This window comes from Flexithrix dorotheae DSM 6795, assembly GCF_000379765.1.
In the GTDB taxonomy this organism is placed as follows: domain Bacteria; phylum Bacteroidota; class Bacteroidia; order Cytophagales; family Flammeovirgaceae; genus Flexithrix; species Flexithrix dorotheae.
Map to the genome: position 1 here is coordinate 865052 of NZ_KB903430.1, position 13901 is coordinate 878952.

The 13901-nt window shown below is 31.1% G+C and carries 12 protein-coding genes; 9 read left to right on the forward strand and 3 right to left on the reverse strand.

The window, feature by feature from the left end; genetic code table 11:
• Positions 1 to 43: 43 nt before the first annotated feature.
• The 9 genes from A3EM_RS47440 to A3EM_RS0103870 all read left to right on the forward strand — a co-directional run bounded on the left by A3EM_RS47440 (position 44) and on the right by A3EM_RS0103870 (position 9615).
• Positions 44 to 199, forward strand: a complete 156-nt coding sequence (locus A3EM_RS47440) for a hypothetical protein (protein ID WP_020526847.1) — start codon at positions 44 to 46, stop codon at positions 197 to 199.
• Between the two features lie 255 nt (positions 200 to 454).
• The gene (locus A3EM_RS0103830; protein ID WP_245576482.1) at positions 455 to 1477 is read left to right on the forward strand and encodes a CGNR zinc finger domain-containing protein; all 1023 of its coding nucleotides are present in this window, start codon (positions 455 to 457) and stop codon (positions 1475 to 1477) included.
• Positions 1478 to 1606: 129 nt separating this feature from the next.
• The gene (locus tag A3EM_RS0103835; RefSeq protein WP_020526849.1) at positions 1607 to 1795 is read left to right on the forward strand and encodes a hypothetical protein; all 189 of its coding nucleotides are present in this window, start codon (positions 1607 to 1609) and stop codon (positions 1793 to 1795) included.
• A 1-nt stretch (position 1796) separates the two neighbouring features.
• The gene (dnaG, locus tag A3EM_RS0103840) at positions 1797 to 5363 is read left to right on the forward strand and encodes a DNA primase (RefSeq protein ID WP_020526850.1); all 3567 of its coding nucleotides are present in this window, start codon (positions 1797 to 1799) and stop codon (positions 5361 to 5363) included.
• 685 nt (positions 5364 to 6048) lie between these two features.
• On the forward strand, positions 6049 to 6396 hold the full coding sequence (locus A3EM_RS0103850; RefSeq protein WP_020526852.1) for a hypothetical protein: 348 nt from the start codon (positions 6049 to 6051) through the stop codon (positions 6394 to 6396).
• 14 nt (positions 6397 to 6410) lie between these two features.
• Positions 6411 to 7067, forward strand: coding sequence for a hypothetical protein (locus A3EM_RS0103855; RefSeq protein ID WP_020526853.1), 657 nt, complete (start codon positions 6411 to 6413; stop codon positions 7065 to 7067).
• Positions 7068 to 7074: 7 nt separating this feature from the next.
• The gene (locus tag A3EM_RS0103860) at positions 7075 to 7350 is read left to right on the forward strand and encodes a hypothetical protein (RefSeq protein ID WP_020526854.1); all 276 of its coding nucleotides are present in this window, start codon (positions 7075 to 7077) and stop codon (positions 7348 to 7350) included.
• Between the two features lie 184 nt (positions 7351 to 7534).
• Positions 7535 to 8212 carry a hypothetical protein gene (locus tag A3EM_RS0103865; protein ID WP_020526855.1) on the forward strand — a complete coding sequence of 226 codons (678 nt, stop codon included), beginning with the start codon at positions 7535 to 7537 and terminating at the stop codon, positions 8210 to 8212.
• A gap of 188 nt (positions 8213 to 8400) precedes the next feature.
• Positions 8401 to 9615 carry an endonuclease/exonuclease/phosphatase family protein gene (locus tag A3EM_RS0103870; protein ID WP_026210086.1) on the forward strand — a complete coding sequence of 405 codons (1215 nt, stop codon included), beginning with the start codon at positions 8401 to 8403 and terminating at the stop codon, positions 9613 to 9615.
• A 368-nt stretch (positions 9616 to 9983) separates the two neighbouring features.
• On the opposite strand, the gene A3EM_RS47000 is transcribed toward A3EM_RS0103870, so the two are convergent.
• From A3EM_RS47000 to A3EM_RS48490, 3 genes are all read right to left on the reverse strand, one after another.
• The gene (locus A3EM_RS47000) at positions 9984 to 11213 is read right to left on the reverse strand and encodes an AbiH family protein (RefSeq protein WP_020526856.1); all 1230 of its coding nucleotides are present in this window, start codon (positions 11211 to 11213) and stop codon (positions 9984 to 9986) included.
• A 355-nt stretch (positions 11214 to 11568) separates the two neighbouring features.
• Entirely contained in the window at positions 11569 to 13611 is a 2043-nt protein-coding gene (locus A3EM_RS0103880; RefSeq protein ID WP_281169799.1) for a P-loop NTPase fold protein, read from the reverse strand.
• Positions 13612 to 13632: 21 nt separating this feature from the next.
• Positions 13633 to 13896, reverse strand: a complete 264-nt coding sequence (locus tag A3EM_RS48490) for a transposase family protein (protein WP_425402054.1) — start codon at positions 13894 to 13896, stop codon at positions 13633 to 13635.
• Positions 13897 to 13901 lie beyond the last annotated feature (5 nt).

The window sequence follows — 13901 nt, forward strand, 5'->3', positions numbered from 1 at the left end:
AATTTTTGATACTACACCTTTAATTCACATAAAACGGTGAAAAATGCTGAAAAAGATTTATGAAAATATAGAAGATGGTGATTTGCTGGAAGCAAAAAAGCTATTACGAGAACAAATGAGGATAAACTCAGAGAGGGCAAAGAAGTACCAGAGAAAAAAAAGAAGGTTAGAAGCCTTGAAAAAAGATAAACAGAAATAAAAGGCAAAATTATTATAAACAAAAAGGGATATAACATTTGCCATAACCCTTTTTAAAATTAGATTCTTGAAGATGAAATTTAACATTTTAAACTTTAATGAAAAAGAAATGTCGGGTATTTTTCAAAAAAAATACAGAGATAAGAGTTTTTTCAGTCGATATATAAAATTTTATTATTTATTGACTTTTCCCGAAATTTTGGCCTTGGTAATTTCTTCAATACTTTCCTATAAGTGGTGGTCAAGCTTTGAAATATTGGAAAATGATTACGGTTTTTTGTTTGCTACCATTGCAACTTGCTGTATAAGTATTACAATTTTTCTACTTACCAACCATCTTGCCTCCCTATGGCTTAGTGAGAGAAAAATAGATGAATTTATTATCCCTCTCCTATTCCTTATTATTTTCAATATTTATACAGACTGGAATGGAGTGACACCATTAGCTGAAACAGTTTATGAAAAACCGGTATTTGCCCAGCAAAAAGAAGATTCATTAAGTGCCACGATTAGCCAAATCCTTCTCTCCTATCGTTGGTGTTCAGCGCATAATGCTAAACACAAAGTAAATGAACTTTGTGAACATACCTATGTCCCTAGTTCAGCTGGTCAATTGTTATCCAGTTACGAGAAATACGGCTATGAACCTGAAACCGATAAAAAAACTATTTCTCTGCTACAAGAGCAAATCAATAGATTAAACCAAGATTATTCAGAAGACAAGGTAATTACCGAAACTAAAAGAAAGCACTTTGTAAAAACAGGAAGAGGAGGTACAATTGCCTGCTTAATTATTTTTCTTTTCTGTGGTATTTGGAAGCACACCTTTGCAGGGAAAGTAGCTTTTTCTTCTAACCCCTCCCCTAATCCAACCCCCCCCCCAAGTATGAAGAATTTAAATTTTCCGGAAATTGAAAATTTGGATACATCAATAATTAAGGACACCCTCCCTAAAAATGGACAATCTTTAAACAATACAGCAATAAAAGGTAAAACTGATATATCCATGAGTACAACAGTTTTAAACAGTAATAAAGGGTATTTAGAGGAAAGGATTTGTTCAGCAGATCAATGCGAGAACACATTCGTTGTTGACTTGAGAAAAGAGGTCCCTGGAAGAAACAAAAGAAAATATTGTGGTTCTGAATGTTCAACCAGAATGCGATTAAAAATGAATAAGATCAATAAGTTGAAAAAGAAAAAATGGATTGTTCATTCCAATAACCACAAACATTCAACAAACATAGAACACTTTAAAACAAAGCAAACAACCGTATAATATTTTATATACGGCTGTTTAACAATTCAGAACAACGAAAGGTTATTTTCATTGCTTGGTCAATACAATTTACAAAAAACAAAATTTAATTTCAATATCTTTTGTATTAACCACATAAAAAAACATAAAATGAAAAACAACCTAACCATCACCAACTCACCCTTTGATCTAATCTTATCAAAGAATATCCAAACATTATACTATATCCAATTTAGAAGAAAACCAGCTATCAAGGGAAAAGGTAGCCAAGCATACCTTGAAGCCTTTACACTCAATGAAACACCCAAAAAACCAGTCCCTTTAACAAAACCAGAGTAGAATGTATATCAGTGAAGTAACAATCCAAAAGGTAAGGGAACTGCCTATTGGAGATATTGTATCCGGAAAAGTCCAGCTCAAAAAAAATATGGGCCTAAGTCCGTTTAACGATGAAAAGACACCCTCTTTTTCAGTCCATCCCGAAAAAAATATTTTCCATTGTTTTTCAAGTGGAAAAGCTGGAGATGGAATTACCTTCGTCATGGAAACAGAGAAACTTTCTTTCCAGGAAGCCATCATCAAATTAGCCAATGATCATCATATAGAAATTGTGTATGAAAACCTGTCACCAGAACAGGAAGAAAACATGAAAAAAGAGCAAAAGGAAAAGGAGGCCTTAAAGGTATTCCTAAAATTTGCCGCTGACCAGTTTTTTGTCAATGATATCCCTGAAACCTGGATAAAATCAAGGAGTTTAAATCCTGAGATATTAAATAAATTTCAGGTTGGTTACACCTGTGAGACCAATTCCTTTTTTAGTGTCGCCCAAAAAGCACAATATTCTTCAGAAATTATTCAAAAAGCAGGACTGGCCAAAGAAGGGAAAAATGGCTTTTTCGATACCTACAAAAATAGAATTATATTTCCCATTCATGATTATAGAGGAAATGCAGTGGCCTTTACAGCAAGAATAATTAAGGATTTATCAGAAGAAGAAAAAGAGGCTCGTAAAGCTGCTGGTAAATATATCCCTCCAAAATACATCAATTCTCCAGAAAGCATTTGGTATAAAAGTGATCATTTATACGGTATCCATAAAGCTCAAAATGCAATTACCAAAAATGCTAAAGTCTATCTGGTAGAAGGACCAACAGACGTACTCAGGTTTCACCAAAACGGGGTGGAAAATGTAGTGGCTCCATGTGGCACAGCTTTGACAGTAAATCAAATCAAACTCATAAAAAGATATACCGACACAGTATGTATAGTTCCTGATAGTGATATAGCAGGAATACAGGCCCTTCATAGAAGTGCGGAATTACTCCTAACAAATGGATTGCATGTAAGTGTTTTACTCCCTGAAAAAGACAAAGACCCTGACGAGCAACTAAAAATTAAGACAAAAGAACAGGCCCAAAGCTGGTTACACGAAGAGCAGGATTATATCAGTGAGTTTTTACTAAAAACTAAGATGGAAAAAGCCAGTGTTTCTCCCAAAGAGAAATCACAAGCAATAAAGGAGATGGGCCGAGTAGTGGAGTTACTGGAAGATGAAACCACCAGAGAAATTTATTACGAACAGTTGGTAGAGGAATGGAAAGATTTTGGGAAATACAAGCTAGAGAAGCGGGAAAAGAAAAAGGAAGAATTTCAGATCCCCAAAGGAAGCAAAGATGATTTTTTTGAGTTCGATTTTTTTGAAGAGAATAGTTGTTATTATACAAAAGAAAGAGGAAAAAAGAGACTGGTAAGCAGTTTTACAATGCAATATCTCTATTTTGTAGAAACAGATAATGATCCACTTTATGTAGTCAAGTTCAAAAATATATTTGGCAACATACATATCAAGGCACTCAACACAGACAAAACAACAGTTTTAGGAGACTTTAAAAAGGCTATTGGCAAGTTGCATGGTAGCTTTGTTTTTAAAGGCAACATGGGTCATTTAGATAGTATCAATTTTAAATTGAGAAGGAGTGTAAATAAAGCAATAGAGCCTTCAAAAATGGGATATAACCCCAACCTTAAATTTGATGTATGGGCCAATGGAATTTTAAGAAATAGCCAATTCTCCCAGCCAGACCAATATGGGGTTGTCCGGTTATTAGACCCTATTGATACCATAGGAGAATTTGAAAAAATCAGACCGGAAACCATAATAGAACTGGATGGAAAAGGAGTTTTTATTGAGAATTCTGAAAATGCTTTTAAGCAAATTGGGAAAGAAAAAATAGAACAGTTCATTCAGGAAAAAAAGGTGAATACGCTTCGTTATTTTTATCTTCCGCCTGCAGATAAAACTAAGGAACCTTCGGAGGAAGAAAAATATAAAGATGAAGCAAAGTTCTACTTCCAGCCAAATAAAAAAGTAGATTTTAAAAGGTGGTCCCGGTTATTATTAGAAGTATATGGCGAAAATACCTACGTCATGCTGGGTTATTATTTAATGTCTATAAATCATCATACAATTTTTACTCAGAATGGCAATTATGTTCCTATTCTCAATTTATGGGGAACACCAAATAATGGAAAGTCAACGGCAGCTAGAAGTTTACTCAGAGCATTTGGGTCCAATCATGGAGATGAGGATGGCATGAACGTTATCAGTTGTTCCTTATCAGGAATGATGGAGTTTGTCGATAAATTCCGTAATGGGATGGTTTGGTTTAATGAATTTTCCAGAGAATTGAAAAATGACAGGATAAAATTGGAAATGCTGAAAGGTTGTGCAGATGGCACAAACAGAAAGACCAGGAGAGGAGGAAATTACCAGCATGGGAGTGAGAAAAACCAAAACGGTACAATCATTTCTGGTCAGGATAGTCCGAGTTTTGACCCAGGGCTTCATGATCGGGTAATAACACTGAAATTTAATGGCACAACCAAAGGTGATGAATTCAGACTTGAAGAATTAATTGATCTGCAAAACAAAGGGTTAATTACTCAGGTCACCGCAGATTTAATTGCTTATAGAACCCTTATTGAAGAACAATACCGGCCTACCTATAGAACGTTAGCACAGCAGCTTTCTGAGGATCTGGATGAAGAAATTAAAAAAGGAACAATTCCAAATATCAAAGAAAGTAGAGTAATCAAGAATGCCATTTCAGTATTAGCTCCTATGAAAATATTAATGGATGCAGGGCTGGAATTTCCTTATAAATTTGAGGAAGCTTATAAAAATGTTTTTAAAAATACCCTTCAAAAAATTTCCACCAAAGCAGTATCCGATGAGGTTTCCCAGTTTTTTGAGGTAATAATGGAAGCTCAGGATATTGAACCCGGAATCCATTACAAAATTCAAAAGGAAAAAGATGGTGTGACCAAATTGTTTCTAAGAATAAGAGCCATCATGCCCCTTTATAGACAAGCCTGCATTCGCCAACAAAAATCACCATTTAATGAATCCGATTTAAAGGAAATGCTTTTATCACATCGGGCCTGCAAAAACGATGAAAATACTCAAGAGGCTTATAAGCTGGGTTTTAGAAAGAAAAATGTAGAATTTCAAGGAGTTAACTCCAGGAGAACTTCAGCCATTGTTTTGAACTATGAAATTTTAAGGGATTTGGAAATTGAAATGAGATGGGGAGAATACCTGGAAGATTTACATGAACATGATGATCCAGAAACTCAACAACTGGTGAAAGTGCCTCCTCATTTGAATGGCAAAGCTGAAGATATGATTTATAATTTTCTTATGAATTGCCTAATCCCTAATAGAGGATATGAAATTAAACAGCTATGGGTAATATACAACATGGATAAAAAACCTCCAATACCAGAAGATCGCTTCAGAGACTGTGTAACCAAATATTGCCAGGAAGCTAATGCCATGGAAGGAAATTTTACTTATCGTATTTCAGGAAATAAAATTTATCTGGAGGAAAAACAAACTTCGATTTAAAATAGGTAAAAAACATAAACAACAAATTAGGGAAGTTCAGCAATGGACTTCCCTTTTTTTTCTTTAAAAAGTACAAACCCAAACAACGAATCCAGTTTTTTAGGAGGTTCAGTATAAATCACAGCATTTCATCAAACCCCTCTAAAATATAGCTTTTTAAAAAAAGGGATATATATCTAAATATTTATCCTCATTTATATATTTTCATATTATGGAAATATATAACCACCTTATTTGCAATCACTTATACTTATTATAGAATGAGGATAGTCTGAGGATAGTCTGAGGATAAATGTGAGAAAATGAGGATAAAGGTGCAAAAATGAGGATTTAGCAAAAAATCGTTTATCCTCATTTTTAAGGCATTATCCTCAAGTATCTTCAAGTGTCCTCATTGTTATAAGGCACAATTGAAGAAATATGATTTTTAACTTTCTTAAAATCAGTATTTTATGATGATTTAAGAAAAATGAGGATAAATAATGAGGATAGTCAAAATATATAGGGGGGGGTTAAAATATGCACCTATATAATATATGTAGAAATATGATAGGTAAAAAATGATGTATGTTGGATAAGTACAAAAAACTGATGGTGTGCCTGAGAATTTGGTTACAGTTTTTTGTCACAGTGCAACTAAATTTTTAAAATCAATGAATAATCGTTATTTTGTGTAATAAAACAGTTGAATGAGATCAGAAATCAAAACAATATCAATGAAAACAGAAAAACTACTATCCAAATGACTCCAATTTACAAATACATGCCAGGGTTTTATCCAAATAACCAACCTGTTTTTCATCTCCAGGAACAAAGTGGAAAATTGCGAAAAATTATTATAGATTTTCTGGAAGGAAATAGAGTGGAAGGGAAAAATTTTGAAATACTGAAAGAATATGTCCTCCACTGGATTTTTTTTCCTGCTTTCAAGGTAGATAATGAAATTAAATCCAGCTGTATGTCAGCTAGGGATACTGCCGAATTACGGGAAGTTCATAACAAATTAGTAGAAATGGAAATGGATATTTTTTAAAATGGAAAAATGAAATGGAACATCGAGAGCCGAAGGATATTCAAATAAAATACATCGTTGAAAGCCAATTGCACGATGATGAATTTGAAGCGACCCCTGATAAATACCTGACTATTGTGAGAGGTAATATCTACCAGAGAGAGGATGTCTTTGATATGTTAGATTTACCAAACCTAATTGGTAAAATTCAGTTTTCGATTATCCATACAAACTATGCAATAATCGATGATTTTAACCTTGAAGAGGTTTTTGATTACAGTGAAGCCTATCTTTCCATAATGGACAAAATCTATGACATTGATAAATTGGAACTGGTTGATAAAATTGTAGATTTTTATGGTGATTTTTTTAATGAAGATTTCCTGATCTTTGAAAGATTAGAAATAATTAAATCACACAGAAAAAAAGGAATAGGAAGATTAGTAATCAATGAAGTTTTAAGGAGGTTTGGTGCAAGTTGCGGATTATGTGTAGCGAAAATTTTTCCTTTACAATTTGAACCTGAAAGTTCAAAAAAAACAGAGTGGAATGCAAAAATGGATTTTCAAGAATTGCCAGATGATTTAGAATATTCCACATTTAAGTTAAAAGCACATTACCTGAAAATCGGGAAATGTGATGAAATTGAGGGGTTAGAAGGTTTAATTTTTAAGAATCCTATTTATAGATAGCGTATCCATGAACATTTATGAAATGTATTATGAAAATGGGAAAAGGTTTAAATTCTATGTTAGAAGAAAGTCTTGGGAAAATACTATTGCTAAAATAATTGCAATAGAAAATGTTGAGGAAGGTGGAGAAATACCGGGTAAAAAGCCTTATCATAATTACCAGAAAGTAACTGCAAAGTTTTATAGGGGGGATTCAGTTAAAGATTGTCATCAACTTAATTTTTTGAATTGGGGTGAATTAAGTTGTCCTAATACTTATCAATATTTTTTAATTAAAATATAAGCGAGTTAACCTGCAAATAATAAAACCAACTACGAAACTTAAATTGATAAATCATAATGTCTAAGAGCATTTCATAAGAAATATTAAAATATGGATTATTCAAAGAAAATGACTCAAATAGGTAACTGAAATTGAGGCTTACCTTAAAATGATTAAAATGGAAATAAACTTATCCTAAAACTATATGACAGATAGAACAATACGAAAATATATTGATCGACTAAATAATGGAAAAGCATGTGAATCAATTTTTACTCGACAAATAAGTAAAACAGTTGATGTTGCTAAAGTATGGCATGAACAACCAAAAATGACGGATGACATTATTGGAAATTTTAATTCCTATTGTTTTTTTTTCATAAAAGATGAATCAAATAAATATGTAGGAGCTGTGCTTGACATGTATCAAGACTTACATTGGTATATTGTTCCAAAAAGCAGGAAAAAGGGTTACTTGACAATAGCATTGCAGGAATCAATTCTTCCATATTTGTTTTGTAATGATAGACAAAGTCAAATAATAACAATTTCAAGAAATCTAATTGGTGAAAAAAACTATTTAAACTCTAAAAAAGTAGCTTTAAAAGTTGGCTTTAAGGCAATTAATGAGGCAGAAACAGAATTTGAATTAAAACAAAATGAATATAATTGGGAAAATGAAAAACTAGAAGAAAAAAATTCGGAACCTAACTCAGATAGATTTAAAGAATTGAGGAAAAGAGCATTTTATGCCTACAAGATACTTTACAAAATAAGTGATGAACTTTTTATGATAGCTAACGATGATAAGGAATTAAAAGAAGTCGCAGAAGAAGTAAAAAAATATACTTGGAGAATTGAAGATATAGAATGGGGGAAATGATAATTCTAAATAATGTTAAATAAATCAGAACAAAAAATTGCTGTTTAATTATTTGAAGAGCTAGATATTTCCTAAGATAATTACTTTATTCTATAAATACACAATTTTAGGTATTTGAAAAGATAATGAAATGAGAGAACTTGCTTACTGAATTTCGATCCAAGTAAATAATTTTTTAATTCTTTAAAATGCAATTATTCAATATTCTTCAAAAGAAATCCATCCTAATTTTTTACTTTTTTTCTGTTCCATTTTGCCTAATTGGTCAAGACTATCAAATTGGAGATAGTGTACAATTGGTTACCAGATCTCAAAATATTCCGGCTCACCCTGCAGCTGGAAATTCCTCAGTCCATTTACGCTTTAAGAGTGGAAGTACAGGTAAAATCAAAAGCTTTGATTCTTCAATTGGTTGGTATAATTTGGAAGGAAATACTGTTGGTGGTGAAATGGCTTTAGGTTGGATTACTAAAACGTATATTGAAAGTGTAATTTCTTCAGAAGATGGAAATGTGGATATTGATTCTGTTTCTATTTCCTGGTGTCCTCCAAAGGGAAGTCCTGAAATCATTCATGAAAACCGCTTAAGGTTAGCCACTTGGAACTTAGAAAACCTTCATTCAGAAGATGGACAAAGTACTTATACGGGCAGTAGACCCTCAGTAATACGAAAAGCCGAAGATTATGAAAGGCTAAAATGTTATATTCGTATGTTTAATCCAGATATTTTAGCTGTACAAGAAGTAGATGGTACTGAAGCCCTAAATAGAATTATTGATTCAGATGTTTATAATGTCCATGTATCTTCTCGGCTTCAAGGTAGTTTAAATGGCAAGCAAAATACAGGGTTTATCTGGAAAAAGGGATTATCTGTAGAAATACAACCTGACTTTACTGCCTTAGATGTCTCAGGAGGAGGACGACTCCGCTATGGAGCAAGAATAGATGTCACTTTCAAGGATAAGACCATCAAATTGGTTTCTTTACATATGAAAAGTGGTTGTTTTGATAACAGTATGAGTGGTAGTAGTTGTGAAACCTTAATGGATCAAATACCTGTTTTGGAAAGTTGGATTGATACAGCAGCAACTAAAGATGAACCTTTTATTTTACTCGGAGATTTTAATCGAAGATTCAATCTGGACTCTGATAGAGTATGGTCTGAGATAGATGATGCAGAACCAGCAAATGCAGACTTAACTACTGTGACCTTAAATATGCCATTAAGTTGTCGAGATAATAGATATACAGAATACATCGATCATATTGTATTTGATAAAAAATCATTTGAGTGGGTGGATTTATCATCTTTTAGACAAGTAAATTATAGGCAGGCAGATAAGGCTGATTGGGATAAAATTTCCGACCATTGTCCAGTAGTAATTGAAATTTGGGTGGAATAATCTTGTTGTTCTAGTGCCACAGGCATTAAACGTATTACTGGATGAGGCCCCAACCATTTACATTCCTAAGGTTGGGTAAGAATGCCTCCTTTACGGAGACATTCTTACCCGACAAATATCAATCCCAGAACCATACCCTTAAAAGGGTTATACTTTCTTATTCACCCGATGAAAACTAGCAAAATAATCCTTTGCTATTTTATCATATTCATCAGACTTACCTAGCCTTTCATTATCATAAGCTGAATTAAAATCAGCATCGTATTTTAAGCGTAGTTCACCTAAAATTTCAACAAACCTATTATAATCAATTTCTTTATTTTTGTATTGTTGTTGAGCTAAATCTGATTCTTTTTTCCATAACTCACTTATTCTTTGATAATAATTTCATCTTTGTATTTTTTGTCTGGTTGTTTCATTGGGTCACACAATTCAAAATTTACCACCTTTTTTCTTAACATTTTTTTATCTTCAAAATGCCTTGCAATGGAAAAATTCTTTCTAGTAAAATCATTTTCTAATTCGGTTTCATAATAATAAGATTTTATTGAAATACAATTTTCATGTTCAAAGATTGTGTTAAGCATGGTTCTATCAGAAATTCCGCAAGAATGACCAAAAATTTGAACCTGAAAAGGATGGCCATCCATAAATTCTAAAAGCCTTCTGTAGCTATCAGACTCCAAATATTTAAATGATTTTATATGATCGAAAGCCTCATCTATTTTATAATTTTCGAAAGTTTTATAATCTTTATCCATTTCATCACCAAATCCAAAAATAGGTGGTTGACCTTCCTTTATACATCCATGAATATAATTCATTGTAGATGATTCTTTGTAATGAGGATCATGGGATGAATAAGTATAATAAATTTCCTCAGAAAATTTATACTGATCCCTATATATTTGTGCAATTTTTGTATAGTTGAAATTCAGAAAAAATGTATGATTAGGTACTTGAGATTTATCTTTTTCAATAATTTTATCAATACAATCAATACCTCGTATATTGCTCTTAAGCTGTTCTAACAAAGGTTTATAAGGCTTTTTCTTAAGTTTATTTTGCTCTTTCCTCAAATAGTCAATTAATTTATCTTTTAGGAATTCCAATTCTGAATTCAAACTATTTATATCTTTTCTTGCATCTTTAACATCACTGTTTTGAAATGATTTTTTCAATAAATCAAAATACACCACTTCTATATCCACCCATCCAAAATTTTCTATATTGTCGTAAGTATTTTTAAAAAATAGAGAAGCCCAATTTATACTAGCGTATTTCTTAATAAGGCGGTTAAATTTCAGGAAACAATCCTCAGGGTCAGATTTATCAACTCCTAAAAGCTCCTCATAGGAATAAGCCATCGGAGTTTCTTGTTTGTCAAGTTTTTCATTAATTTGAATAAGTATATCAGAATATACTTTTTTATCAATAAAAATTTCTATTATAGAAATAAGATAATTACCAATAAAATCTTTAAAGCTTGACTTAAGCCCGTGGGCCATATCAAACCCATTGCCAATCATGTTAATTCGGTTTACTACAACTTCATCCTCATTGTCTGAATTCATTAGAGTTGCTTTAGGTGATTCCATATTTTTTTAGTTTTTTAACAAATTTATTTTTTAGATTTAATCGCATATAACTTGTGTTTTATATTGCAAAATATAACTTTATATATAAAAAATTGCGCTTTGTTATAGTTATTTCTAGACACTCAATTTACCAAAACTTTACGAGTGGATATAATTCGTCAGACATACCTGAGAATAAAGTATTCCCATCAAGAAGAGGGGAGTGTGTCTCCGTAAGGAGGCATTCTTACCCGACATTGGTGCAAAATTTATAAGAGGTCATGTCCCTCTAGATTATTTAATAAATAAAATTGAATTAGTTGATCAATTGAAGTGATAAGAAAGTTTCTTTTAAGATACATTAGGCTTTAGTACTCTATCTCTTTTCGATAATTTCCATAATTTTCGATTTTATTGGATTTTGATCAGATAAATATAGAGATTGGTAGTTATTAGATTTAAATAGATAATAAAATTTTACTATTACATGATCTTTATGAGGTGGATTATTTAGATATTCTTCAAATTTATCTTCTCCTCCAAATGCTTCAAAAATCAGTGGCCTTAATTTAAATGTTTCTTCTCCTTGAAATGGTGAATCAATAAAAATTAATTGATTTAAAAATTCTTTTTTAGACCTATTTGCCAACTTAACAAGTAATTCATTAGCTTTCTCAGAAATAGTTATTTTCTTACTTTTTTTATTAAAGCTATTTGCACAATTATAAAAATAGATAAGAATATCTTGATCAAAATTATTTTGATACTTTTCAATATAGTTTTTAAATAAGTTTAAATTCATTTCTAGAAGTTCTTTTTCTTCTATAAAAAATGGTTCATCATTTTGGTAATAATAAATCTTTCTAATATTATACAATAATTCTGCATCTCCTTTTGAATACGAAGTATATTTTCCAGTAAAAACCTGTTCAAATAAAATAATCTTTTTTTCTTTATCTAAGCCTGTGAAATTAAAAGTAGGGTTTAATCTTGATTGATCTAATTCTGGATGGTTACGTTCTCCTTTTTCTTTAAAAGTTAGTAACTGTCCTAGAATTCCAGAGTAAAAAAATTTGTTGGATTTTTTTAAAAAATAAACATAACCTAAATACCAATTATCAAAAAATGGATCCTTAACCGTTGTAAAATAATATAAGAATTTTTCTTCGAGCTGTACTTTAAAATTTTCTTCGTTGAAAAGAAAATCTATACAATTAAGCATTGTATTTTTTTCTAACAATAAGAAACTATTAAATTCAGAATTTGTGATAGTTTCATTAAGAATATTGTCATTAAAGTACAGATTAAAATTACTTGGGTTACGGACTGATTTAACAATTGAAGGATCGTGTTTTTTTTCATGGAGTCCATCATATCGGTTAAAAACATCATCTATTGTTCCTTCAATTTCATCATCAAAAATTGTTTCTAAAAGGTTTTTAAGATTATTTTTAGGTTCCTCCTCTATAAAGTTATTATTATCCTCAATAAAAGACTTTAAACGAGCTTGTTTACCTTTTTCTGTTTCTTCTTTAGAAAATGAAATGGAGTTTATATTACTCGTATTAATTGAAAAAAAATATTTTTTACTCTCCTTAGCAAGTTCTTTGTAGGTTTCATTAAAGTAAACCCTTAGTAATGTAACCAGGAAAAAATCAGAAAAATTTACCTCTGTTTTAATGTAAGGGTAATACTGAATGAAGGCATTTATAAATCGTTTTACATCTCTAATATTTTTGAAATAGTAATTCCAGGAAATCTCTATTTCCTTAATATTGGAAAAAAATATTTTTATATCTTTTTCTTCATATTTAAAATACTTAAGAAGTAAGTTGTATAATTCATTTATTAGAATTTCTGTCTTAACAGGTGGTAGAGGAAATTCTAATTGGAAAATTTTTTCAATATATTCCTTAGGGTTATAAATTTTACTTTCAATGAAAGCATTTTCAACATACTTTCGGTCATTTGCGACTATGAAATAAGTGTTATTAAAACTTGAAGTATTCCTTATAATTCTTAAAACTTCAACTACTTCTTCATTATCTAATCTATCAATATCATCTATAAATATTATAATTTTTTTTCCCAATTTTTTGATTCTTTGGTTAATTAAATCATAGTGTTTATATAGACTAGACGAAGAATAATAAAGGAGTGTAGCTTCTAACAATGCAAAATAATTAGTCTTAATTAACTGGTTTAGTTTCTTAGCATATAGTAATATTTGTTTTCCAAGTTTTGCATCATAAACTCCAGTTCTTTCATGTAGAACATCAAAAAAATCTGTAATTAATAATTTTTTATTTTCAGCAAGCCAAGGATTGAATCGAATAGTAATTATGTTTGGAAAAGCTTTACACTCTCTTTCAAGCATATTCAAAAAAGAAGTTTTCCCATTGCCCCATTTATCATTAATAGAGTTGTTCTGGTATGATTATCAGTTAGTTAGACAAAAGTTCCAAATCCCTGCACAAATGCCAGCCACTTTGTTGTAAAGTGCCATACTCCTACACCTTAACCTATCAGATAAAAATCGGTATCTTTTAAGGCCTGCTATTGAATTTTCTACCAAAACTCTTATACTACTTCTGGTTTTATTGATCATTTTTTCTGTCTCTAAAAGCTCCTTTTTTGGTTTCTTTTTGATGGGAATACTTAGTTTCCCAAACTTGTAATCCTCTGTTATACCCTGAAAACCCAAATCTA

Coding starts and splice junctions, on each gene's coding strand:
- A3EM_RS47440 (WP_020526847.1), top strand. CDS start 44: ATGCTGAAAAAGATTTATGAAAATATAGAAGATGGTGATTTGCTGGAA.
- A3EM_RS0103835 (WP_020526849.1), top strand. CDS start 1,607: ATGAAAAACAACCTAACCATCACCAACTCACCCTTTGATCTAATCTTA.
- dnaG (WP_020526850.1), top strand. CDS start 1,797: ATGTATATCAGTGAAGTAACAATCCAAAAGGTAAGGGAACTGCCTATT.
- A3EM_RS0103855 (WP_020526853.1), top strand. CDS start 6,411: ATGGAACATCGAGAGCCGAAGGATATTCAAATAAAATACATCGTTGAA.
- A3EM_RS0103860 (WP_020526854.1), top strand. CDS start 7,075: ATGAACATTTATGAAATGTATTATGAAAATGGGAAAAGGTTTAAATTC.
- A3EM_RS0103865 (WP_020526855.1), top strand. CDS start 7,535: ATGACAGATAGAACAATACGAAAATATATTGATCGACTAAATAATGGA.
- A3EM_RS0103870 (WP_026210086.1), top strand. CDS start 8,401: ATGCAATTATTCAATATTCTTCAAAAGAAATCCATCCTAATTTTTTAC.
- A3EM_RS47000 (WP_020526856.1), bottom strand. CDS start 11,213: ATGGAATCACCTAAAGCAACTCTAATGAATTCAGACAATGAGGATGAA.